At 37.9% G+C, this 25,546-nt stretch carries 22 protein-coding genes; 10 read left to right on the forward strand and 12 right to left on the reverse strand.

The features are described 5' to 3' along the window. The first annotated feature begins 9 nt into the window (after nt 1–9). Nucleotides 10–1,032: a nickel/cobalt transporter gene (locus ACLKL2_RS02975; protein WP_413693312.1), complete on the forward strand. Its 1,023-nt coding sequence runs from the start codon at nt 10–12 to the stop codon at nt 1,030–1,032. A gap of 53 nt (nt 1,033–1,085) precedes the next feature. Here the strand turns inward: ACLKL2_RS02975 and ACLKL2_RS02980 are convergent, their stop codons facing one another. Further along, nucleotides 1,086–1,622: a DinB family protein gene (locus ACLKL2_RS02980; RefSeq protein WP_413693313.1), complete on the reverse strand. Its 537-nt coding sequence runs from the start codon at nt 1,620–1,622 to the stop codon at nt 1,086–1,088. Between the two features lie 595 nt (nt 1,623–2,217). On the opposite strand from ACLKL2_RS02980, the gene ACLKL2_RS02985 reads away from it, so the two are divergent. The 9 genes from ACLKL2_RS02985 to ACLKL2_RS03025 all read left to right on the forward strand — a co-directional run bounded on the left by ACLKL2_RS02985 (nt 2,218) and on the right by ACLKL2_RS03025 (nt 12,829). Then, complete coding sequence (locus ACLKL2_RS02985; protein ID WP_413693314.1) at nt 2,218–3,204, forward strand: tripartite tricarboxylate transporter substrate binding protein; 987 nt, start codon at nt 2,218–2,220, stop codon at nt 3,202–3,204. Between the two features lie 224 nt (nt 3,205–3,428). Continuing rightward, a complete protein-coding gene (locus ACLKL2_RS02990) occupies nt 3,429–3,917 on the forward strand; it encodes a tripartite tricarboxylate transporter TctB family protein (RefSeq protein WP_413693315.1) in 489 nt (162 codons plus the stop codon). A 14-nt stretch (nt 3,918–3,931) separates the two neighbouring features. Next, the gene (locus tag ACLKL2_RS02995; RefSeq protein ID WP_413693316.1) at nt 3,932–5,431 is read left to right on the forward strand and encodes a tripartite tricarboxylate transporter permease; all 1,500 of its coding nucleotides are present in this window, start codon (nt 3,932–3,934) and stop codon (nt 5,429–5,431) included. A gap of 209 nt (nt 5,432–5,640) precedes the next feature. After that, entirely contained in the window at nt 5,641–7,245 is a 1,605-nt protein-coding gene (locus tag ACLKL2_RS03000) for an ATP-binding protein (RefSeq protein WP_413693317.1), read from the forward strand. Nucleotides 7,246–7,255: 10 nt separating this feature from the next. Then, complete coding sequence (locus tag ACLKL2_RS03005) at nt 7,256–7,957, forward strand: response regulator (protein WP_413693318.1); 702 nt, start codon at nt 7,256–7,258, stop codon at nt 7,955–7,957. A 177-nt stretch (nt 7,958–8,134) separates the two neighbouring features. Next, nucleotides 8,135–8,485: a RidA family protein gene (locus ACLKL2_RS03010; protein WP_113818124.1), complete on the forward strand. Its 351-nt coding sequence runs from the start codon at nt 8,135–8,137 to the stop codon at nt 8,483–8,485. A 21-nt stretch (nt 8,486–8,506) separates the two neighbouring features. After that, on the forward strand, nt 8,507–10,132 hold the full coding sequence (locus ACLKL2_RS03015; RefSeq protein WP_413693319.1) for a protein adenylyltransferase SelO: 1,626 nt from the start codon (nt 8,507–8,509) through the stop codon (nt 10,130–10,132). A gap of 104 nt (nt 10,133–10,236) precedes the next feature. After that, nucleotides 10,237–11,925 (forward strand): DUF342 domain-containing protein, encoded by a 1,689-nt coding sequence (locus tag ACLKL2_RS03020; protein WP_413693320.1) that lies wholly within the window; start codon nt 10,237–10,239, stop codon nt 11,923–11,925. 181 nt (nt 11,926–12,106) lie between these two features. Beyond that, complete coding sequence (locus ACLKL2_RS03025; RefSeq protein ID WP_413693321.1) at nt 12,107–12,829, forward strand: YebC/PmpR family DNA-binding transcriptional regulator; 723 nt, start codon at nt 12,107–12,109, stop codon at nt 12,827–12,829. Between the two features lie 141 nt (nt 12,830–12,970). On the opposite strand, the gene ACLKL2_RS03030 is transcribed toward ACLKL2_RS03025, so the two are convergent. The 11 genes from ACLKL2_RS03030 to ACLKL2_RS03080 all read right to left on the reverse strand — a co-directional run bounded on the left by ACLKL2_RS03030 (nt 12,971) and on the right by ACLKL2_RS03080 (nt 25,241). Further along, entirely contained in the window at nt 12,971–13,684 is a 714-nt protein-coding gene (locus ACLKL2_RS03030) for a hypothetical protein (RefSeq protein WP_413693322.1), read from the reverse strand. Nucleotides 13,685–13,686: 2 nt separating this feature from the next. Beyond that, nucleotides 13,687–16,860: a bifunctional proline dehydrogenase/L-glutamate gamma-semialdehyde dehydrogenase PutA gene (putA, locus tag ACLKL2_RS03035; RefSeq protein ID WP_413693323.1), complete on the reverse strand. Its 3,174-nt coding sequence runs from the start codon at nt 16,858–16,860 to the stop codon at nt 13,687–13,689. Nucleotides 16,861–17,037: 177 nt separating this feature from the next. Continuing rightward, entirely contained in the window at nt 17,038–17,817 is a 780-nt protein-coding gene (locus ACLKL2_RS03040; protein ID WP_413693324.1) for a helix-turn-helix transcriptional regulator, read from the reverse strand. A gap of 188 nt (nt 17,818–18,005) precedes the next feature. After that, nucleotides 18,006–18,233 (reverse strand): glutaredoxin family protein, encoded by a 228-nt coding sequence (locus ACLKL2_RS03045; RefSeq protein ID WP_113818130.1) that lies wholly within the window; start codon nt 18,231–18,233, stop codon nt 18,006–18,008. A 17-nt stretch (nt 18,234–18,250) separates the two neighbouring features. Then, a complete protein-coding gene (locus ACLKL2_RS03050; RefSeq protein WP_113818131.1) occupies nt 18,251–18,730 on the reverse strand; it encodes an FKBP-type peptidyl-prolyl cis-trans isomerase in 480 nt (159 codons plus the stop codon). 44 nt (nt 18,731–18,774) lie between these two features. After that, a complete protein-coding gene (locus ACLKL2_RS03055) occupies nt 18,775–19,188 on the reverse strand; it encodes a DUF7281 domain-containing protein (RefSeq protein ID WP_425475321.1) in 414 nt (137 codons plus the stop codon). Beyond that, the gene (locus ACLKL2_RS03060) at nt 19,158–19,661 is read right to left on the reverse strand and encodes a DUF7281 domain-containing protein (protein WP_413693326.1); all 504 of its coding nucleotides are present in this window, start codon (nt 19,659–19,661) and stop codon (nt 19,158–19,160) included. The genes ACLKL2_RS03055 and ACLKL2_RS03060 overlap by 31 nt, the downstream gene beginning before the upstream one ends. Next, nucleotides 19,661–20,902: a hypothetical protein gene (locus ACLKL2_RS03065; protein WP_413693327.1), complete on the reverse strand. Its 1,242-nt coding sequence runs from the start codon at nt 20,900–20,902 to the stop codon at nt 19,661–19,663. Before ACLKL2_RS03065 ends, ACLKL2_RS03060 begins: the two co-directional genes overlap by 1 nt. Further along, the gene (locus tag ACLKL2_RS03070) at nt 20,902–21,525 is read right to left on the reverse strand and encodes a hypothetical protein (RefSeq protein ID WP_413693328.1); all 624 of its coding nucleotides are present in this window, start codon (nt 21,523–21,525) and stop codon (nt 20,902–20,904) included. The genes ACLKL2_RS03065 and ACLKL2_RS03070 overlap by 1 nt, the downstream gene beginning before the upstream one ends. Further along, nucleotides 21,518–23,776, reverse strand: a complete 2,259-nt coding sequence (locus ACLKL2_RS03075; RefSeq protein ID WP_413693329.1) for an ATP-binding protein — start codon at nt 23,774–23,776, stop codon at nt 21,518–21,520. Before ACLKL2_RS03075 ends, ACLKL2_RS03070 begins: the two co-directional genes overlap by 8 nt. Then, on the reverse strand, nt 23,751–25,241 hold the full coding sequence (locus ACLKL2_RS03080; RefSeq protein WP_413693330.1) for an ATP-binding protein: 1,491 nt from the start codon (nt 25,239–25,241) through the stop codon (nt 23,751–23,753). The genes ACLKL2_RS03075 and ACLKL2_RS03080 overlap by 26 nt, the downstream gene beginning before the upstream one ends. Between the last annotated feature and the right edge of the window lie 305 nt (nt 25,242–25,546).

Genomic DNA, 25,546 nt, shown 5'->3' on the forward strand with positions numbered 1-25,546 from the left:
GGAAACATAGTGACAAATAAAATTACGTTCAACAAACATTGGTTATATTTTGTAAGCTTGATTTTTATTAGTGCTGGATATGCTATCTGGCAAGCTTGGCCTTCGTTGATCATTACTAGTATGCAATGGCAGAAAGGCATCAATGAGCAGATTATTGAGCTTTTGTATTCTGCACAAACTCAATTATTAGCTTCTGGCATATCTCTGGTTTCTTTAGCCTTTATTTATGGGATATTGCACTCTCTTGGCCCTGGCCACGGTAAATTAATTGTCACTACCTATCTTGCTACCCATCCGACAAAGGTAAAAATCAGCTTAGTACTGACTATTTTATCGGCGTTATTGCAAGCTATCGTTGCCATTGTTGTCGTTTCTGTATTATTAATGCTGTTTAACTCCACCATGCGCGAAGTGAATAATGAAGCGAACAATTTAATCACGTTAAGTTTTTACTCAGTGGTGATATTAGGTTTAATTGTTATTTGGCGTAATGCAAAATCGTTAATTCAGTCTTTTTATTCACGCCCTACTCCTATCAAAATAAATACGATTAAACCTATTATGGCGCCTGTTGGTAATAAAAATCAGCCTACAACGCACGTTCATAACCATGGTCCCGATAATGTCTGTGGTTGTGGGCATGTACATTTTGCAGGTGCAGCAGAGATTAATAAGGCCTCTTCACTGAAAGAATATTTAGCGATTATTTTCAGTGTCGGATTACGCCCTTGTACGGGTGCAATCATGGTATTGCTGTTTTCTAATACGTTGGGTTTGTACTGGTTAGGCATTGTAAGTGCATTTTTCATGTCGATTGGTACCGCATTAACCACTTCAAGTATCGCGGTTATGACAACCTTAGGGACTAAATTAATACAGGGATACCTGACTGTCGGTAATAAAACTAATAAGCCTTCAAAAAGTGGCCAGCATATTAAGACTTTTATTAAATTAACCGGCGGTATTTTAATCGTATTAACGGGTATGATTTTACTGCAATCCCAACCTGTTGGCATGTCTCCAATATTTTAGATTAATCATTCATATCGCCTAGCAATCACGTTAGGCGTTATCTACTGATAGCGTTAATTTACATTTGGTTGAATAAACACTAGGTCTGTTATTCCGATATCAATACTTGATTGACTCAATAAAGTAGTAATTTGGCCTCGATGATGAGTCTGATGATTAAACAGATGCATTAATAGGTTAAATAATGTTTTATTTGCAGAGACACCTTTACTGTTTTGGTAACTAACGGGTTGAAGCAACACGTCATCTGTTAATAAACGAGTAATTTCTAATAAGGCTTCATCTAATAATACGCGACGGTCTTTCAAATCAATAAAGTTATTGGCTAAAAAGACATTTAAGGACTCAGGCATCGCTAATGCAGCAATTGGTATGTAAGCCTCATAGCCATCTAAAACAGTAGAGAAACGCTTTAACCATAGTGTATCCGCTACACAAATATGATTTAGCGAGGCAAATACAGAGCCAAAATAGGCCTTTTTATCCTCATGTAATTGTTCAGGAGATAAAGTGCTGGCTGCTTCATAGACTTTTTGATTCATCCATTGATTATAATCTGCCATTAAATAAACATGTTCTTGAAGTTTCATACAAATTTTCCTTGGAAAGAGATTAACTTAAGATAATTTGCACCAAGGCATACTGCTAAATGGCGCCTAATATCTAGATAGAAGCATTTTATATGAAAAACCAAAATAGATAATCTATATGTTAAGTTTTTACAATTAACTAAAAACTTTGTTAATTTTCACTTTTGATACTGCCTTATAGTCATTAAATAATAGCTCATAAATGTGTCGCCGTGCACAGACTTAGCGTTTCCCCTGTAGATTCAGTTCTCTAAAATCATCCCAAATAACTTTTAATAAATCATTAAACAACATTGCAAGGCATTGTTTTTAAATACCAATTTTCGCCACTCTATTTTAGATTAAATAATTAACACCATAAAAACCATAAGCTCCATTGATTAATGGCGGTTAATAGTCTCAATTCACAATTCCAATTTTCCACGATCAGTATGCTACCCCCTCAGTTATTTCATTTAACAAATAACAAACACTGTTTTAACACAACAAATGAAATTGAGGGTTTCCTCAGCTCAACTGGGCAACACAAAATGAGTTTGAAATTTTATTAGTTCAATACTCATTATTTTAGAAAACAAGCAAAGGATGTATGTTAATGATTAGATTAAAAAGCATGTTTACAGGTATAGTGATTGCAACCACTTCACTTATTTCGATCAATTCTGCTATCGCTGCAGATTATCCACCTCATACTATTAATATGGTTGCCCCTGCCGGTGCTGGCGGTGGTTGGGATTTAACTATTCGTACTGTTGCTAAAACCTTAAAAGATACAGGCCTGGTTGATGCCAATATGCCTGTGGTAAATCGTCCGGGCGGCGGTGGCGCAGTTAACCTTTCTTATATGCAAACTCAAAGCGGTAAAGGCGGCCTTATTTCGGTTTATTCACCTCCTATTCTATTAACTAATTTAACTGGGCTCACGCAATACAGTTACCAAGATACAACTCCCCTTGCACGACTTATTACTGATTATGCTGCATTTGTGGTACCGGAAAACTCAAAATACAAAACCATTAAAGAGGTAATGGATGCACTTAAGCAAGATCCTAAATCCGTAAAAATTGGTGGTACCTCTGCTGCCGGCTCAATGGATCACATTCAATTTTTGTTAGTGGCTAAAGCGGCAGGTGTAGAGAACCTTCGAAATATTGATTATGTGTCTTTCCAAAATGGCAGTTTAATCGCACAAGCATTAGGTGGACACGTTGACCTAATCTCCACTGGCTTAGGAGACGTTGCAGGTCTTGTTGAAAGTGGCAAATTACATGCATTAGCGCAAACCGCAGACAAACGTATCGGCACTGGCTTAATTGCTGAAATCCCAACAGTCAAAGAGCAAGGTATTGACGTTATTTTCGAAAACTGGCGTGGTTTGTTTGGCCCTAAAGATATGCCTAAAGAAGCTGTTGCATATTGGCATGATGCATTACAAAAAATGGTCGCGACACCAGAGTGGAAAGCCGCACTAAAACGTAATGGCTGGGATGATGCTTACCAAGACGAACAAGCGTTTACTGAATTCTTAGGTGATACTAATACCCAATACAAAACGCTGATTAAAAGTGTATTTGGTAGATAAACAACCAGTAATATTATTAATGATATAAACAGTAAACCTGCGATAAATATAGTCCACAGCGTTTACTGACAAATCAATATCAATTCAATTTAAAACTCAATAAAGCTTTGTGTAAAAGCAAAGCTTACTTTCCAAAAGTTATGCCAACAACATAAGCGCGATACACAATTAAACGCGAGTGTGGGCATAACTTAACAAACTCGATTATTTGGTAGAGGTGAAAAATGTCAAATATAAAATCCAATTGGGATGGCCTAACAGGGTTATTTAGTATCGTATTTGGTCTTGCTTACGGTGGCTATGCCTACAGTTTACCTCAGCCTATGTTCGGCAATCCGTTAGAAGCAATATTCCTTCCTCTGACTGTTTCTGCCATTGCCATATTTATAGGCTTATTGCTGATTATCACTGGCGGAATGACACCTTCTTTTGCAGCCATTAAAGCATTATTGAATGAGAGTCCAAAACGTAAAAGTGACCGCAGAAAAGTTGCTACCACAGCCCTGCTTTGTGTGTTTTATGCCATGTTATTTGAACATGCAGGTTATGTAATTAGTACCTTCCTATTTATGTTCTCCATGTTAACAATTACTTGTGGCCTAGGATTCTGGAAAAAAAGTGCGTTAATTTCGCTGATATTTGCTGTTGCAATCTTCATTACTTTTAATGAAATGTTGTCAGTTAATCTTCCTCCATTTCCATTTTTTAATTAAAGGACTAAACAGCTATGGATATTTTAAGCAGTTTAATGGATGGCTTTAGTGTTGCACTGCAGCCTTATTATTTATTTTTAATTCTGGTCGGCGGTATTTTAGGTACGGTTATCGGTATGTTACCCGGTCTTGGCCCTGCTACAGGCGTTGCTATATTATTACCTATGACCTTTTCTATGGGCCCTACTGCATCACTTATTACTATGATGGGTGTTTACATTGGTGCCATGTTTGGTGGTTCTCGAAGCTCTATTTTGATTAACACCCCAGGCGATGGTGCTGCGTTAGCTGCAACATTCGATGGTTACCCAATGGCCATGAAAGGTCGCGCAGAGTCGGCATTAGCTATATCAGCGATTGCTTCATTGATCGGTGGCACCATTGCTGCTGTTTTAATGACATTAATGGCAGAGCCTGTTGCTGGATTAGCCATTAAATTTGGTCCTGCTGAATATTGCTTATTAATGGTAGCAGCACTTTCTATGACGGTATCTATGTCTAAGGGCAATATGCTTAAGGGTTTCCTTTCTATGTGTATTGGTTTAGCCATTTCAACAGTGGGAATTGATGGACAATCTGGCTTACAGCGATTCACTTTTGGTGTGTTGGAACTACAAACAGGCATCGATTTCTTGGTTGTTATCATCGGTATTTATGCATTGGGTGAGGTATTTAAAAGTTTCAGTACACTGGGCGAAGGTGGTAAAAAAGCACAGACTAAATTTAAGAAAATTTGGATAAGCAAGGACGATTGGAAACGTTCTAAATGGCCTATTTTACGCAGTGCACCAGTTGGGTTTATCATTGGCGCATTGCCAGGCGCAGGTGGCACTATGGCTTCATTAATGTGTTACAACAATGAAAAACAATTATCTAAAAATAAAGAGGAATTTGGTCACGGTGCAATTGAAGGTTTAGCCGCACCAGAATCAGCTAATAACGCAGCTTCAATTGGTGCAATGATCCCAATGCTATCATTAGGTGTACCAGGTTCAGGTACAACTGCGGTTATGATGGGGGCATTATTAATGCTGGGTATTCAACCTGGGCCATTATTATTCGCTCAACATCCAGATACTGCCTGGGGCCTCATTGCTAGTATGTTTGTTGCTAATGTGATTCTTGCGATTGTTAATTTACCGTTAGCTGGCGTGTTGGTTAGATTACTGGCGATTCCACCAAAGGTTCTCTACCCCATTGTACTAAGTTTGGCTTTTGTAGGTTGTTTTGCGATTAGTGCTTCGGTAGTCGACTTTTATATTTTAATCATTCTAGGTATTGCTGGTGTACTTATGGCACGTGTTGATATACCAACTTCACCAATGATTTTAGCGGCGATTGTTGGTGGTCAAATGGAACAGTCATTCCGTCAAGGTTACCGTATCTCCAACCAAGATTTGTCTGCCTTTATGGATTCAGGTATTGCTCAAGGTTTATTAGTGGTTACTGTTTTGTCTGTACTGCTACCGCTTATTAATACAATTCGTTCTAAGATGGTTAACAAACCTGCTTAAAGTAGCTAGATTGTTATTAATAAATATAAACTTAAGAAGCATACTTAAATGTATGCTTCTTTATTAATTTCAGTAATTTATTTGAGGGTACTCCTAAAAACAGACAAAGCATGATTGCTTATATAGATTTTTAAATTAACATGATTTTTTCAATTTACTAACAAACAATACACTTGCCACTTGCACAACGATTAGGTCCTATAACAAACATGCCTTTCTCATTATCTAAATTGACCTTTCGCACTAAAATATTCCTGTTGTTATTTGGATTAGTGATTTTACAGATGTCTGTGATGGTGTGGCATTTTGAAACAACATTGTATAAATCAATTAAACACCAAGTTGGGACGCGAGCCCTGATACAAGCCAAAGAGATCTCCAGTGATCCCGCATTAATCAAACAAATTCAAAGCAATGACCTAACTGCATTACAAAAAAATATTGCCCGTCTAGCGACAATATCTGATGCGAGCTTTATTGTGATTGGTGATAAAAATGGTATTCGACTAGCACATCCAGTAAAAGAACGAATCGGTTTGCCGATGACAGGTGGCGACAACGCAGGAGTATTAGAACGTGGAGAGTCTTATACAAGTTTAAGGAAAGGCAGTTTAGGTTATGGGTTCCGTGGTAAAACACCTATTTTTGATCAACAGCAAAATATTATAGGCGTTGTGTCAGTTGGTTATTTATTAAATCGTTTTGACCAATGGATTGACCTATATATGACACCATTGATGATCGAAATACTCAGTGTGCTTGCCCTCACCTCTATAGCAGCTTGGTGGTTTTCTCGACATATTCAAAACAAAATGAATAAAATGGAGCCAGAAGAGATCGCTCTGGCTCTTAACTTACAAAAGTCTATTTTAAGTTCAGTGTACGAAGGTGTTATTGCTATTGATAGAAAAGGAAACTTTCTCACCATTAACCATTCTGCGCGTCAATTACTTAAGATTGAATATGATATTAGCTATTTAAAAACTAGAAATATTATTGAGTATGTAGCACATTCAGAGTTCTTTTTCCGACAACCATTAGTTGAGAATATTAAAGATGAAGTGATCCTATTTAATGATATCTACTTAATTGCAAGCCGCATTGCTATTTTTAAAAATACAGAGTTAATTGGCTGGGTGATAAGCTTTAGGGAAAAAAGTGACATCGATGCCCTGACTAATGAGCTTAGCCAAGTACAACAACATAGTGATACTTTACGTGTGCTACGCCATGAATTTTCTAATCGCTTAGCAACTATTTCTGGCTTGATTCAAATGCAACGTTTCGATGAAGTACAACAGCTAATTTCACAAGAAAATACCAGCAAACAAAAGTTACTAGATTTCATTCATCAACACGTAAACCTGCCTCAGGTGGCTGGCTTGTTACTAGGTAAATCGTTACGTGCAAAAGAGTTAAATATATCATTAATCTTTGATCCTACTTGCCACTTATCCTCGCTTAACTCAAGGTTAACTGAAGCAGAACTATGCGCGATCATTGGTAACTTAATAGACAATGCCTTTGATGCTACTCAGCACAATCCTGAGGTTAAATCTGAAGTTAACGTGTTGATTACTAACGCAGGTAATGATTTAGTGATTGAAGTCACTGACAATGGCCCAGGAATAAACCCAGAGATGATTGATGATATCTGGAAAAAAGGTGTGACGCATAAACATGATAATCGCAGCCATGGTATTGGACTGTATTTGGTTAACCGTTATGTCACACATGCAAATGGTTTTATCAATGTCGATAATGCCGAACCACAGGGCTGTATTTTCTCTGTGTTTATCCCTAATAAATGCTAAAGGTAGATGTATGGATCTCATTGATGTATTAATTGTTGAAGATGATGCAAAGATTGCACAAACGCACAGTGAAATTTTACGCCAAACTGCGCGTTTCAATCCTATTGGTATTGCGGAAACGCTGCAAATGGCACGCACTATGATTAAAATTCACAAACCAAATGTCATTATCTTGGATAACTATTTACCCGATGGTACTGGTATTGACCTGTTTCGTGAACTCATTGCAGATAAATCAATGCACAAAACCAATGTGGTATTAGTTACTGCTTCCGATGAAATTGAGACAATTAAAACAGCGATGAAATTAGGTTGTTTTGATTACTTACTCAAACCTGTTTCCTATGAACGTTTACAAGAAACGCTTAATCGATTTTTAGCCTTAAATACAGCAATGAAAGCATACGATAACTTGGAACAACGCCAAATTGATGAGCTATTTAATATGCAGCTACGAGATAAACAGCAACAATCTTTACCTAAAGGTATTGAAAGCATTACTTTAGAAACGATCAAACGCGTGTTTTCCCAGAATATTGGCATACGTTTTACTGTTGAAAAATTAGTGTTAGAAACTGGAATAAGTAAAACCACTGCTCGACGCTATTTAGAGTATTGTTCAGCAAATGGTTTGTTAACCGCAGAAAATGAATACGGAAAAGTGGGAAGGCCGGAGCGTGTTTATGTCAAAAACGGTGACAATATCCAATAATGACGCTCAACACCTGTATTTATTTTATAAGTGGCCTGTTTCATAATTAACAACAAGGGAGGTACTTTCTATTAAACAATAACTGTATTGTTTTCAATACATAAGCTAAAACACTCGCCTTTTTGTACTGACACGTTACAATTATTTCTTTTTAAATAACCAACAAAGAGAAAACTAATGATTGAACGTCAACAAACTAAACAACGTATGAGCCGTGTAGTAAAACATAACGGTACTATCTACTTATGTGGTCAAGTATGTGCTGATGCAACTAAAGAGATCAAAGAACAAACACAAACTATGTTAGATAAAGTAGATCAGTTACTAATCGAATCTGGTAGTTCACGTGAGCATATCTTATCTGCAACTGTCTACGTTAAAGATATGGCATTACACTTTGCTGGTATGAATGAAGTTTGGGATGCTTGGGTACCTGAAGGTCACGCCCCTGCTCGTGCATGTGTAGAAGCAAGCATGGCACGTGAAGCTTTATTAGTAGAGATTTCAGTGATCGCTGCTGTTAAATAAAAGTAACAATTAGAGGTATTCATGAGTACTGTATTACCAAGCGCACATCCGACTTTTGTTTCACAATTGCCAGCGGATCCTGACGCTAGTAATCGCTGCCGTACAGTTGAACACGCAGCTTACTCATGGGTAACTCCTTGCGCGACCAAAGCCACACAGATTATTTGTTGTAATCACAATTTGGCAGCGCAATTAGGCTTTAATGAACAAGCCACTCAATCACAAGAATTTGCAGACTTAGTCTCAGGTAACCTTCACGATCCAAGTATTAAACCCTATGCGATGAATTATGGTGGTCATCAATTTGGCCAATGGGCTGGGCAGCTAGGGGATGGTCGAGCGATTAACCTTGGTCAATATCAATTGCTTGATAGCCAACAACAAGTCACCTTACAATTAAAAGGAGCAGGTAAAACACCCTACTCTCGTCGTGGTGATGGCATGGCCGTATTACGCTCTTCAATACGTGAATACTTATGCTCCGAAGCTATGTATCACTTGGGCATACCAACCACCCGTGCGTTGACCTTAACTCTCACAGGTGAACAAGTCATACGCGATAAACTATACGATGGTCATGCCGCTTACGAACCTTGTGCCATTGTTGCTAGAGTGTCTCCCTCCTTCCTACGCTTTGGTTCTTTGCAGTTACCCGGTTCAAGGGGAGATCTAGATACCTTAAAACAAACCTTAGATTACTGTATTAAACATGACTATGCTTCATTAATTCCTGAGTCTGGCATTATCGATAAAGCGGTTTACTTAGCCTGGTTTGAAAGTCTTTGTGAACGTACTGCTCAATTAATTGTTGAATGGATGCGTGTTGGGTTTGTACATGGCGTGTTAAACACTGACAATATGTCATTAATTGGCGAAACCATCGACTATGGCCCTTATGGTTGGATTGATAACTTCGACTTAGACTGGACACCGAATACATCAGATGCAGGTGAAAAACGTTATCGTTTTGGGCAGCAAGCCTACATCGGCCAATGGAATCTGTTTCAACTAGCCAATACCATTTACCCACTGATTAATGAAGCTGAGCCACTGCAAGCAATCTTTAATAATTACAATCATCTATACAATGAAAAATGGTTGAAGATGATGCGTGAAAAATTGGGTATTGCTCAACATACCGATCTTAATGAAAGTACTTTAAAAGAGTCAGATAAACAACTTTGTACCGACCTAGAGACAGTACTCTCTACTATCAATACTGATATGACACTGTTTTATCGTTGTCTTGCTGACTATCCAACGAGCGCTTGCCCACAAAATTCGCAACAATTACAAGCGCATTTTGCTATCTGCTTTTATAATCAACAAGAGGTAACTGGAGATTATTTACAACAATTATCAGAGTGGTTAATACGTTACCAGAAAAGGTTAAAATTAACAGTTCAAGATGATCAACAACGTAAAATACAAATGGATGCTATTAATCCTTGTTATATTTTACGTAATTTCCAAGTGCAGGAAGCGATAGAGCTAGCAGAACAAGGTGATTATTCAAGAGTATTAACCCTTGCTGAACTATTAAAGACACCTTATCAACAGCAAGATAAGTATCAGCAGTTTGAAATGAAACGCCCAGACTGGGCCACCAACAAATTTGGCTGTTCAGCTTTATCCTGTAGCTCATAAAACAATGATATTATTAAGTTAATCTTGCTTTTTTGAGATACATCTGAGATAAAGGTAATAGGTTTTTTTGATGTAAATTGATATGTATAATTTAATGGAGTGTTATGGTTCAGGACAAACTAAGCATGCAACATATCTTACTATCCGATGATAGTAATGTTCTATTATTAAAAGTCAGCCATCTCGATACAGACATTACTGTAGAAGAAATCCTTACTCTATTAAAAAGCCCCTCTTTACCGCAATTTAAAATCAATATTGATGGCATCAATCAAGCCATTGATGCATTTAACATGCTTGCCGATGGTCAGCTCGACTCTAAAGTGTTGATTGACCCAATTGTGATCGCTGAGAAACAAGATGCGCAATTAAATATTACTATTTCAGAAGACAAAATGGATGCCTGCGCCAGTATTACTACGGCTTATGGTGGTCAAAGTATTACCTTTGATATCATTAAAGCTAAATGCCAAGAGTTAGGATTAAAGTACGGACTAGTCCCGAAGAATGTGCTGGGCTTACTGAATGCTTGTAAACATGCTAAATCAGGTGAAACCCTTAAAATTACAATTGCACATGGTCTCGCACCTATTCACGGTGTTGATGCTTCCTTTGTTAAACTAGTCAATACCGAAACTCATCGTAAACCAGCACCGAAATTATTAGCGAACGGTAAAGTTGATATGCGTGACCTTGGACAGTCAATCACTGTTAAAGCTGGCACCGTATTAATGAAAAAAATACCTAAACAAACTGGTACACCAGGCAAAACAGTGACCGCTGAATTAATTCCCCAAATAGAGGGTAAAGATAGCGAGTTTGTCATTCATAAAAATGTACAAATTGATCCTAAAGATCCACTGCAACTGATTGCTAAAAATTATGGTATTCCCATTGAACAAGATGGCTTTATTAAAGTTGATGACGTGATGTTGTTAGAGCAAGTCAGTAATAAAAGTGGTCATGTCGAATACGACGGTACTGTGGTCATTAGTGGCGATATTCATGACAATATGAAAGTTAAAGCGAGCGGTGATATTACTGTGATGGGCGTCATTGAATCTGCTCAAGTTATTTGCGGTGGTGACCTGACAGTAGAAATGCCTATTATCGGTCATTTAAATAAAGAAGATGATACTTACACCTGTGAAATCATCTGTGATGGCAATTTAATTGGCACTATTGCGCAATATGCCAACCTTACTATCGGAAAAGACTTAACGCTTAGTAGTCAGTTAATACATTGCCGTACCGAATGTTTAGGTAAAATAGAGGTTCACAATTCCAGTTATACCCAAGGTGCAATTATTGGTGGAGTTACATCCTGCCACAAAGGTATTACGTCGGTCAGTATAGGGACATCTGGCAATACCAAAACTGAGTTTCACCTGCAAGGTGATATCGAAAAGCTGAAAAAGGAAAAATCAAAACATATTAAAGAGATTCAGACTCTCGATAAAATGATCAATAAATTTAAACTTGCTGAAACTAAGGCTGATGCAATCACCAATATCGAGATACGTAGAGAAAAAAGATTAGCGCTAGCCAAAGAAAAGCAGATTTGTAGAGCACATAGTGACCTTGCCCAAGCGAGATTAAAGAATATTAAAGCCAAATTAAAAACTGCATATGAGAGCTTATATTTAATAGCAGTAAAAACAATACACAGTGAAACCCAGGTCTATTCAGCAGGCCAAGAATGGTGTAGTCATTGTGAATTGGGGGCAAGTAAAGTGTCTATGCAAAATAATTTATTAAACGTAGCCGAATTGAAAGAGTTAGTGCATAACTAAATATTATGATCGTTTTAGGGGCTAACATGGGCATTTTTAGCTTAGTGTATCCTCTTCCTATGCTATTTTAATGACTTATCTCAGTAAAATACCTTACATCCCCTAGCACCAAAGCCCATTACACGCTAAAATTCTGTCCAATATTTTTCCGGACAATCCATACACAGAAGAGAGCATTCAGATGGGAAGAGCATATCAAAACAAAAAATTAGACATGGCAAAAACGGCCGGCGCTAAAACTAAAGTTTACTCAAAATATGGTAAAGAAATATATGTTTGTGCCAAAAATGGTGGTATTGACCCTGATGGTAACTTATCACTTCGTCGTTTAATCGATAGCGCAAAGAAAGACCAAGTACCTGCACACGTAATTGAGCGTGCAATTGAGAAAGCAAAAGGTGGCGGCGGTGAAGATTATGAACGTGCAAGCTATGAAGGTTTTGGCCCTGGTGGTTGTTCAGTAATCGTTGACTGTTTAACTGATAACGGTAATCGTACTTGGACTGAAGTACGTAACTGTTTTAATAAGACTGGTGCAAAAATTGGTTCTCCTGGCACAGTAGCTCACATGTTTGAACACCAAGCTGTATTCGTTTTTATTGGCGAAGATGATGAAGCGGTATTAGAAGAGTTAATGATGGCAGATGTTGACGTTGTTGATGTAGTCAGTGAAGACGGTAAAATTTCAGTATTTTGTCCTCACACAGAATTCAACAATGCAAAAATTGCATTGCATGCAAGCTACCCAGGTGTTGAATTAGAAGTGGAAGAGATCACTTACGTACCGCAAACTGATACAGAGATTACTGAAGAGCATGTTGAGAAATTTGAAAAGTTCTTAGAAATGCTTGAAGATTGTGATGATGTACAAAACATCTATCACAACGGTGTATTACCAGCATAATTAAATACCATTTACATCAATGGTATTAGCACTGATTAAGTTATCAATACAAAAAACCGCGCTAGGCAACTAGCGCGGTTTTTTATTAGCAAATACTTAACTGGTTACTCTAGAGATATTATTCCTCACCACAACCAAGCGCTAGCAAGGTTGCATTCCCCCTACCGCGGTAACATTAGTTGATAAGGTTTTTTCGGTGATAAAACGTAATACTAGGTTTTGATCGCGCGATGTTTCTAGTTGAAGTAGATCAGTCTCAGTAATAAAAGTCGCAATCTGCCCTGTTCTAGCAGCAATAATACGATTTAACTCAATCACTTTCTGTTCATCACCTACATAACCAACACCAGCAACTACATCATCATCTAATAGATCTTTTAATGCTTGATTATCCTTCACAAAACACACAGGCATAGCAACCATTGATAAATCACAGGCTTGCTGTAACACATCAAATAATGCTTTATGTTCTTCTGTATCAGTGACAATCACACTGTTTCCGCCAACTAATGCACAGCTCAGCAAAGCAGTAAAAGCGATAACCGATGAGTTTTCTTCAGCCATAATTAGAAATACACCACGACCAGAAGTACTAAGCACATTACTTTCACCTGTTGGGCCCGGCATATTCAATGGCTCAGCAATTAATTTCGTCGCTTGCTGACAATGATACTCAATCACTTGTGATACCAATAAATCAATGCCCTGTTGAAACTTTAATAACGCACTCCATTGGTCCAATACCGCTAACCTTTCTTCGACGCCAATAGCATTCCACGGAAGCCACGCATCTGCCGCTTGGTTGATAATACGTAAATCACTGACATTTGGTGCTATTTCAATTGTTTCTCTCATGATTAAACCCCTTCACTCATTTCAACATCAACGGTCACAACTTGCTTGCTGAAACGTTGTAAATATCGTGGCCCACCTGCTTTTGGACCTGTACCTGATAATCCTTGTCCACCAAATGGTTGTACGCCTACTACAGCGCCAACTTGGTCACGATTGATATAGCAGTTACCTACTCGGCTAGCTTTCGCGATATGTGTATAAGTAGATTCATTACGACTATGAATCCCCATAGTTAAGCCATAACCTGAACCGTTTATTTGATTAATCACTTCTTCTAACTGTGACGCTTTATAACGAATTACATGTAGAATTGGGCCGAACTGCTCTTCACTTAACTGATCTAAACTGTCTATTTCAATTGCAGTTGGTGCGATAAAGTCACCTTTTTGGCATGCATCACTTAATGATACTTGAGCCAACAGTTTATGTTGCTCAGTCATGTTATTAATATGGCTAGTTAACTTATCTTTGGCTGTTTTATCGATCACAGGTCCAACATCAGTACTGTGCAGGTAAGGTAAACCAACGGATAATTCATTCATCGCACCTTCGATTAACTCAATCACACGTGGTGCAATATCCTGTTGAATAAATAACACACGTAACGCTGAACAGCGTTGACCCGCAGAAGCAAACGCAGAGCGTATTACATCTCTTACTACTTGCTCAGGTAACGCAGTACTGTCCACAATCATGGCATTTTGCCCGCCGGTTTCTGCAATAAAGGTAGCAGGCATGACGTCACGTTTAGCTAAGCTTCGGTTGATTACCTGTGCTGTTTTAGTTGACCCTGTAAAGACCACGCCAGCAATACGATCGTCAGAGGTTAAAGCATTACCGATTTCTGCCCCGTTTCCTGTTAACAGGTGAATACTTTGCTCATCAAATCCTGCTTCTAACATAAACTCAACCGCACGTGCAGCAATTAAAGATGTTTGCTCTGCAGGTTTAGCGATCACCGTATTACCCATCACTAATGCCGCGGTAATTTGTCCTAGGAAGATAGCTAATGGGAAGTTCCAAGGGCTAATACACACAAACACGCCTTTACCCTGATGCGTTACTTGCTGAATAATATTGTCAAAGCTTACATTCGCTTCACTTCCAGCTAGCATGTCGGTAGCTTGTTGAGCGTAGTAACGACAAAAATCCACCGCTTCACGTACTTCATCAATACAATCGTGAATCGTTTTACCCGCTTCATGATGGCAAAGCGCCACTAGTTCTGGCATATGCTTTTCTAACAAGTCAGCTAAGTTATATAAACACTGGGCACGCTCAGTAACTGCCGTGGTATCCCATTCTAAAAAGTGTTGTTGTGCATTTAATAATGCATTTTCAATCAGCTGTGGTGTTGAAAATAATACTGTTCCTACTTCAATCGAACGGTCGTAAGGTGCAGTGATAGTTTGTACAGTAATATCACTTTCTTGTTCATCTAACTGCTGAGCATCAGTATAATGTATACCATTGACTATCGGGCCCGCTCGCCACTGGTAACCTTTAAAGCTCTCGATAGCTTTATGTAATGGCGCAACTTCACTTTCAATATCAATATTGATACTAAATGAGTTTTGTCTGTCACTAAATATCGCTGGCGGTAATTCAATCAGGTTATTATGTAAGGTTTTACGCTTGGTTAACGTGATCACAGGGTGTTCAATTAACTCTGTAATAGGACATTTAGCATCAACTAAACGATGTACAAATGAGCTATTTGCGCCGTTTTCTAATAAACGTCTTACTAAGTAAGGTAAAAGATCTTTATGGTTACCCACTGGGGCATAAATACGTACATGGCTATTAAACATACTCATCACATGATGATACAAAGCATCACCCATACCGTGTAAACGTTGGAACTCATATTCTTGGTGTTCAGCAATATGAGTAATAGTGGTTACTGTATGTGCGTTATGACTAGCAAATTGCGGGAAAATTAATCCTTTAATTGCAGGGCTTAACAGGAATTTAGCACAAGCTAAGTAGGAAACATCTGTTGCTTCTTTACGTGTATACACTGGATAGGCTGCAAAGCCATTTTGTTGTGATATTTTAATCTCACCATCCCAATACGCACCTTTCACTAAACGTAGTGGAATAATATCGCCCTGCTGTTTGGCCAAACCCGCTAACCAAGCAAGTACTGGTAGCGCACGCTTACTATAAGCTTGTACTACTATGCCTAATTTACCCCAGCCTTTTGTCTCTGGTGCGGCCATTAGTTTTTCAAATAATAATAAAGACAGTTCTAAACGATCTGCTTCTTCAGCATCAATGGTTAAACCGACATTGACTTCGCGTGCTTTTTTAATCAGTAGGATAACCGTATCGTACATTTCAGTTAATACACGTTGCGTATTTGCAACTTCATAACGTGGATGTAGTGCTGATAGTTTAATTGATACAGTCGCTGCGTTGTCTTGATCTTTTTGGTTAAGCGCTTTGCTACCCACAGACTCGATCGCCAACATATAAGCATCGAAGTATTTTTTAGCATCAGTTGCCGTTAAAGCTGACTCACCCAACATATCAAAGGAGTAACTACAGCCTTTATTAGTGAAGGTTTTACCGTTTGATTGTGCTTCATTAATATTGCGACCTAATACAAACTGATGACCCATAATTTTCATCGCTTGTTGCATCACTTCACGTATAACCGGTTCAGTTAATTTATTCACTAGACCATTAACTAAGTGCGCAGAGCTCTTTTTATTGGCTTTTTTTAGATTAACAATTTTACCTGTTAATAATAATCCCCACGTTGAAGCATTAACAAATAGTGAACTAGAGTTTTTTAGGTGAGCTTTCCAGTCTGCAACACTTAATTTATCTTTAATTAGTGCATCTGCTGTTTGTTTATCAGGAATACGCATTAACGCTTCTGCTAAACACATTAATAAAATACCTTCTTTGGTATCTAAACTGTATTCAGCTAATAATGCATCAATCATATGTACCGCATTTTTATCTTTACGGACACGCTCAATCAAGTTAGTAGCATCATGATTGATTTCAGCTAATTGCTGTTCACTAGGTGTCGCTAAAGGCAACAGTTGACGAAGCCACTCACTTTCATCCACCATATACAATGGCGAAATATACGACCACAATACAGATAATTCTGTATCCATAAAATCTTTACGTAGCACGTCTGCAGCAGTCAACAACGACATAAATATCCCTCTAAAAACATAACCTTAATTTGACTATGTTTGCATGTGATTAAAACTCGATAGTATTGCTAAATGGTAAAAAACGCTTTATCAAAAACTACGATTAATATGTCAAAAAGTACGACCGAAATTAAAACGTGATCTAGATCAATTTTTTATTCACCTAAAAACGGGCAATTATTGGCGATATTTAGAAGGAGATGTGCCCTGTGTTTTAGTGAAGCTGTGTGTGAAACTGCTTTGATTAGCAAAACCACAAGCGCTTGCTATGGCCGAAAGTGTTAATGAATGATCAGCTAATAATTTTTTAGCTAAATTCAAACGAGTTTGTAAAATATATTGATGCGGAGTCATTCCCACTTGTAATTTAAATAGCAGGTGGAACTGACTCTCACCTAGATAAACACATCCAGCCAATTGAGCTACAGTAATTTTAGCGGCGATATGCTGCAGTATATAGTTATCAATCAGGGTCATGTTGATTCTATTTTTTAAACTAAGTTTATTCGGGAAGTCTAAATGCATGTGGCGATGAAGCATGGCTATCACGGTATTTTTGCAGGCTTCCGCTAACAGAATATCATCAGGAGACTCTTTCATCTCCTGAACCAGTAATTGTAAAATCGATTGGAACTGTCTATCTAAACGAAAATACTGATTGCTACTGAATAAAGGCTCAATTCTTTTTACTATTTGCGTATCAACACTAAGCTCATAGGGTAAGTTTAAGGTTAGGATTTCTGATTCGCCTACTCCATTAAAGGCATGCTCAGAGCTAGTAGTTACAATGCAGCCCTGCCCTGGAACAATAAAATTCGGTGTGCCTTCAATACAAAATTCAGAATACCCTTTAAGGGCGATCACCAATTGGTGATGTTCATGGTCATGATTTTCAACTTCATGCGGTAAAGAGATCACTTGTGCGGGTGGTAAAGACCCCGAATCAAATACTTTCATCAGCATTCCATAGCAAGTTAAACAGATGATTTCACTTTATGCATATAATGAAATTGAGGCAAGAAAAATGTATCATATAAGTGTCATTTTTTGCTTATACAATGGGGATTCAGGAGCTTTATTAAGTCATTTGCTACTAAGTGGCATCACTATGTAATGACACCACTTAATTTTTAGCAACTTATGGATTAGTCTTTATATAATTGATTAAAGCCTTTAACACTAAAACCATTTAAGAACTGGTCACCGATTTTCAAAATAGGAACACCACGGAACCCCGTTTTAGCAAACTCTTTCTGTCCTGCAGGGCTTTTAACATCTACAGAACGAAAAACAATACCCTGTTGTTCAAGGTATTGTTTTGCTGTTTTACAGTGTGGGCAATTAACCATAGTGTATAACGTAATACGTTTCATTGGATTAACCTTTACGATTAATGGCCACAACCGCCTTTAGCGTGGGCATGACCATGAGAAATTTCATCTGCAGTTGCTTCACGCACACTGGCAACTTGAATGTTAAAGGTTAGGGTTTTACCTGCAAATGGATGGTTTAAATCACAATCTGCATTAAAGCGCCCTACTTTAATTATTGTTACTTCCTGTTTGCCTTGGTTTGATTCAACAGTAGCCACCATCCCTGCAGACCACTTTTTAGCGCCTTGTAAGTGTTTTAGAGGGATACGTTGAATAGCTGACTCACGACGCTCACCATAAGACTGCTCCGGTGTTAACGTCACCTCAAACTCATCGCCTACTGATTTACCGACAAAAGCCGCTTCCATGGTTTCAAATAAACCACCATGACCGTGCAGATAAAGTAATGGATCATTACCTTGACTATTTTCTAATAAGGTTTCACCTTCACTGACGCGATAATGAAATTCAACAACACTATTTTTTGCTATTTGCATGTTTATTCCTGCTTTTTATAAATTAGTTTCTATTGTACGTTAATTTAATTTAATTTAGATACCGACAAAGTTAATGCCTTTGCCAGCATATGCTCTTGTTTGATAGTTTTTCTTTGTGCTGACATTAAGCTGTACAGCTGTAATATTTTTAATGAATCCGATTGATACTTAGCAATATAGGTTCTTGCACTATCTTGCTTAAAGTAATCAATATCTGCACCGTTGGCGTGAAAGGTTTTAATGCTCTCTACAGTCGGGGCAATAAAATACTCAGCACCACTGGTTAACGTAATTTCTATGCCTTTAGGATCAAAGTCTGCAAAACACACCAACTGATGGGAATCTTTAAAACGCCTGAAAAACTGATAAGCCATACTGGTGGTTTGTTGTGCTTTAATATCGCCACGGTATAACCACAGTGCATTTTTTAAAAAGTCATGCTCAGGGAAAAATTCAATGAGGCTAAATTAGCCATCACACTTAAATTCTCTACCAATACAATACAGCGATGTTCAATACTAGTTACACTGTTTGCATCTAGATATAGCCCAAGTGATTGAAGCTCACTAAGTAGAATGTTTGTATGGTTAATCTGCAAGGTATTGAGGCTATTGACCAACACAAAATCATGACTTACCGCTAAAGTATGAGGCTTCTCATCATTAAAAGTATTAGCTCGTGTTACCCGCGCAGTCTTTTCAGGATACGCATCGTATAAGAGATCAACATGAAGCTGTGATTTCACCAAATCAATAATGTCTCGCCTATCTCGTTCAGTGTAAACCCACTCTCCGTATACAATTTTTCCTAACCGATGCTGTGCAACAATCCACTCACAGGATTTATTCTTTTTAACGCGATTGATAGCCTGACTTAATTGTTTTGCAAAAAATTGATACTGGGTTTTATTAATAATACAACCAGGCATCATTAATTCACTTTAACTACAATGTCACTGTAAGACCAGTTATGAGAAATACCTTCAAGCTGCTTACCTTTTGGTTTGATATCAATTAGTGCCTGTTGTGCATTGGTTAATTTACAATAACTACTAAACACTAATTCAACCCGTGCAATAGGTTCAATATGCTGCTGTAATTGATGCCAATCGACTAATGATTGCTGCCAATAAGCAACAGCAGAGACGGCTTCACCTGTGGTAATTGCTTTTTCAAATAGGCGCTCTGTTTGCTCTTCAAAGTAATCATAACTAAAGCCCATCGCCACGTTCTCAATCACCTCTACTGATGACGTTTCACGAGCATTAGGTTTAGTCGCATTATTAAGTTTACGTAATGACTGCACTATTCCCACTAATGCATGCTCATGTGCGGTTTCTTTAACATTAATATAAGACTTAATTGGCATCGCAGGTGCAAAACGTAAGGTTTCAGGCAAGCTTTTATCTTCGAATACATTTTCGTTAATTTCAAACTCAGGATGTTTTTGAAGGTAACGTGCCATATTACGTAACAGACTAGCTTGTTTCTCATCGCGTCTTAATTTAAATAAGCTTAAACGCATACTATCAATGATAAAACGCAACCGTGGCAAGGTTTGATTAAACCAATAGATAAAACCACTAATCTTACGCGCCAGCTCAACAGGGCAAGCCCAATCCATCCATTCGTAACAGGTTTCAGGATCGATCTGTTGTAATTCAGTTAATAACTTTTGTGCATAGGTTAATGCACGTTCATTTTCACGCACTTTTGCACTGATCGTAGTAACGAAGCCGAACTGACTTGAGATGGCATAATGCATATTATCTAGACTAACGTTTAGGTTATCTTTTGCTTCATAGAGAAGATCATCTAATTGATCTAAATAATATTCTGCATCATCCTGTTGATCGCTAATCACTGATAAACGATAGTCGTTCACTGTATCAGCTAACACATCAATCACTTTACCCATGTCCGTGAGCTGTCGGTAACTACTTTGCTTACGCATTAAACGGTTTAACATGCGCTTAAGCTCAGCACTAACACGATAATCACCAGGTTCGTCATCGGGTCTTAATAGCGACTTTTTATGCAGTGCCGCTATCTTTCTGGCTTCATCACCATCACCCTGCACCGAACCAAACACATAAGCCTCTGCTAACAGTTGGTCATGCGCTCCAAGCTGGCGTAAAAGTTCTGCAACATCTTTAGTATCGTAACCTGCCATTAGAACAATAACTCTTCTTGTTGTTGCTCTACTGTTTCTGGAAGCTCAATACGTTCTGAATCATTTAAGAACTCAATTAACAGATAGATAAGATCAAACTTAGCCGTTGCAAAATAGCGGCTACTGCCGGCATTTTTACGCACAAAATAGCCCAGTTCTTCTAATTTATGAAATACAAAAACCAATTGCTCACGGCTTTCTAATTTATTAGTTTTAAAGGGTCTGATTGCGGTTAAATGGCGTAATTGTTCACGTAAGGTTTGGTCATGTTCAAATGGGTCAAACAGTTCATTAATATTGATAATCGACTTCGCATGGATAGGTAAGTCTGTTTGACTCGCTGTAAGAATTAACTCTAAGAACTCAACAAGTGGACGGAACATACCGCGAATATCGGTAAATAATGCGGTTAATTCCGGTGTATTGTCACTGTCCACTTCATTAAAGGTGCAGTAATAAGCATCTGCACTGTCTAAATAGGTTAATTGACGATCTAAGTTGCTGAGGAAATCACTGACACGACCTTGGTTATCTTGGGCTTGTAGAAATAAGAACTCATCTGCAAAGCCTGTTTCACAAATCACTTCACCGGTTAATAGTTTTTGAACGGTTTGCTTAAACATCTTGGCTCTCCAATTCAGTTGTTTGTGTCTGACTCGCTTGTTCTGCCACTTGTTTGCGTTGCATTAATAGCTCATCTAATCGTGATGTTGGGATATGTGCATGGAATATTTTGTTATCTTTAATCTTATAATGACGCTCATAGAGTGACAAGATATGGCGATCTGTAGAAGGCGAAGCAGATAACATAGTAATTGCATTGTCGTTAAACATAGTTAATAACAGGTCGATATTTTCGGCGGCTAATTCACCTAACTCATCTACCGGTAATATGATTTGGGTTTGCACATCACTTTCGCCACGTAACATGCCTAAAATCCCCGCATATAAAGACAACATGGCGAGGTATGACAGCCCTGTTGAACTGATTTTTTTCAGCTGTCTCGCATTACGTGCGTGTTTTAACTGCCCTTTTTCAGAGATAGTAAACTCGATATCAAACAGTTGATGGTGAGCTAGTGCAAACCCTTCACTTGGTAGATAAGCAGAAAGCTTTTGCATTGCAACAATCAAGTCGTCAGGAATATCACCGACACCTTCACGTAAATCATCACGGTATTTATCAAATAACTTAGCAAATTGCTGTAATGGACCCCAGTAATCTAGCTCTTCCTGTTTCATTACTGTATTAACGTTAATATCAGCAAGTGCTTCAAAGTGCGCTAGTTTAGTGACGTTATTAGACAGTTGTTTACCGATACTTTTAATGCGACGCGCGAAGTGTTCAATATGTTGATAGAACTCATTGATCATATTGGCGTTGACCGTCACCAACTGATAAGTATTCTTTTGTTTCTGTGCGGCACTACTGAGTAAATCTGCAATCGGGTTTTGGTATTTAAACAAGCTTCTCGCGCCCTTATAAATATCATTATCCGCCACTAACTTAACCCAGTTTTCATAGAGTTCACTATTGGCATTATTTTTTGCAAAGGTCGTATTAAACTGAGTTATTTGCGATTGTAGACGTTTATCAATGGTTTTGAATTGTTTGATCCAATCACCACAGAAAGTTACAGTTAACTCTGGGTTATTGCTTGGCTCTGACTCTGCAACGATAGGTTCAATGCCATACTGTTCACACTCACGTTGTGCCAAACTTAATTGCAGTAAAAGATCCGCATCATCATTGAGTTGCTGCGAAACTTTTTTAAGTAGTTTTTGTTTCTCAGTAATTAAACCAGTTTTTTCAATGGTTAAATCAGATAAGCTATTTTCTAAACCGCGTTTTTGTACTTCTCTATTTTGATTCTGCTCAACTAACTGATCGCGATTAATATAACGCTTATTCATGAAGTCTTCATATTCACGCGCTTTACGCGCCCAAACGGCACACTCTTCAAGCTGCTTTGTTAATTCAGCACGTTGTTTAATACGTTTATCAACTTCACCATCAGGGTCTAATTTGTCTAAGGCTTGGTCACGCTGCTGTTTGTAGTCTTTCTTACGTGTTTTAGCACTTTCTTGAATAGCAGCAAACTGCTCAGCAAGTTGATCAAGTTGACTGTCACGGTCTGACTCAACGACCATACGTTGATCTAACATTTGATTATTCAGCTCAAAACGTTGCGCTTGTTGAAGCTCTTTAAACTCAGCCAGTTTACTTTGTTGTTGTTTGATTTTAGTGGTTAACTTTTTAATATCATCTTCAAAGGTTGCTGCAGCTTGCTTCAAGAAGTGTTGCTTTTTAATCACCAAATTATCTTGTTGGATTTTAAACTGCTGGCGTTGTAGTTCTATTTTTTGTAAGGCTTGTTTACGCTCACTGATCAACAGTGTTTGTTGTTCAATTTGTTTATTTAGATCGTTTAACTGTGTGGTTAGTTGCTGTGATTTATCACTGAGTGACGCTATTTTATCATCCATTGTGGTGATTTTTTCACGCAGTTCATTTTCATTAAGCTGTAGGTCGTTATCTTGCAACTGGTCTAAATCAATTTGTAAGCCAAATAAACTCAACTTATCAGCAGGTTCTGTGACCCATTGAGGGTTAAGATCTTTACGCGCTAATTGCTCGGCAGATAAAACACGGCCGATGTTATCTTTCCAACCTTCTGCTTCATTCTCATGACTTAAAAAGTGATGTAATGAATTCACCTCTGGTAACAATTGTAAATGTAACTGTTGACGTGATTTTTTATAATCGTCCAACTGACGGTTATTTTTAGTATGTTGGTCTAGGACTGACGTTCGCTGTTTTTCTAACGTATTGAGCTGCTGATTATCACTACTTAATACTTGTAATGAGATCACTCAATCTGTCTTTCACTTCAGACATATTAACTTGATTACTATCAATTTCAGCTTGTAAAGCAGGGTCAACAGTGATGTTTTGTTGTGCAGTCTCAGTCATCTTCAAGTCATTTTGTAATAACTGTAGATCCATGTTCAATTTTAAAAAGCTGTCGTTTAACTGCTCATTCAATTTTGCTAACTGGCCTTGATAGGTTTCAGAAATAACTGATAGTTGAGTATTCGCTTGCTCTTTTACTTTAGCAACTTGCTCATGATTACGCGCTTCATCCTTGACCTTTTGTAAGGTAAGCGTCTGTAATAAGGATTCAAACTTTGCTTGTACTTTGTTTAAGTTACCTTCAAAGGCTTCAATGATCTCATTTACATCGTTCAAAGCCTGTTGATAACGAGGTGCGTTATCTGCTTGTAATTGAAAACTAGCCGCGTCATTTTCATCAAACTTAAGTTTATCTTCATCTAACAGATCAATACGACCTTGGTCAGCTTCAATTTTCACCAACAATTTACTGATGTCAGTTTGCAGTGTTTGTGTTTGCTCTTTTAACTGTTTATCCAATTGCGTGATTTGCTCACGTAATTGAGTTTTCTGTTGGCTGCGCTCCGTTTGCTTGATATTGATGCTTTCTTGATGCGCTAACATTTCAACATGTAAGTGCTGTAATTTAATTAGTAAGTTATCTAACTGAGTAAAATCTGTTTGCCACAGCGCAATTTTATCGCTCACTTTTTGAATTGAACGACTGGCTTGAATATCCGCTAACCATAAGCTGATATCTTGTTTGTTGAGTGTTATCTGCTCTTTCTCTTGGCCAACACTACGTGCAATATGGTCACCAGCAATCGCCACCAGCATCTGTTTAACAGCATCAAAGTCGAGGTTCTTTTCGATGGTACCATTAACCACTTTATCTAAATGTGGCGTGGCTAAATCACTAAATGCAAAGCGATTTTGTAATTGACGGATCTCTTTAACTTTACGACCAATACGCAGGTTTTGAATCACTTGACGATATTTATCAACACCTAAATACACAGAGCATTCCACACCCAGCGAACGATATACTCGCTCAACTTCAGCAACGGTTAAGGGTATTTTATTTTCACCGATAAAAATCTTGCTATCAAAACCACTATCAATAAATTTAAACTGCACACCTCGGCCATCTGAACTGGCTAGTGCCATACAAGTTTGACCACCTGGACGCTGATATTCATATACCAGCATGCTCGAATCTCTTGGTAAATAATAATCAGCAAAGTTTTTGGCTTGATCCACTTTACTGACAATATCACTCGGGCGCATACCATAGAAAAGTGGTAGTAGACGCATTAAAGAAGTTTTACCTGCACCATTAGTCCCTTCTAATTGGGTATGACCAGATAGGTCTAGTTCATTCACTTGTCCCTTCCAAAAGCTATCGATAATAATAATGCGTAACAATTGATAAGCTTGTTCTGCCATGGAGGTTCCTTGTAGACGAAAATGGTTAAAGATTCAGATAAATAGCGAGTATTAATAGTAAAGAATACAACACAGGATAACCACAATTTATTGTGGCTTTTATAATTAATCGACCGCTTTAAAAATGGATTTCAGATTAATTTTTCAATTAAAACAAACATTAATAAATCGGTAATCTAGCGCATTCTAATCCCAGAGTTAACGCAATACAAATGCACTTTGCTGTTTGCTTAATTACTACACAAATAGTCAATTTCTTTATCAATCATTGCCTTACGCAGCAACTACCACTAAATAGATAATTT

Origin of the sequence: Psychromonas sp. KJ10-2, assembly GCF_047323255.1 — a bacterium.
Classification (GTDB): domain Bacteria; phylum Pseudomonadota; class Gammaproteobacteria; order Enterobacterales; family Psychromonadaceae; genus Psychromonas.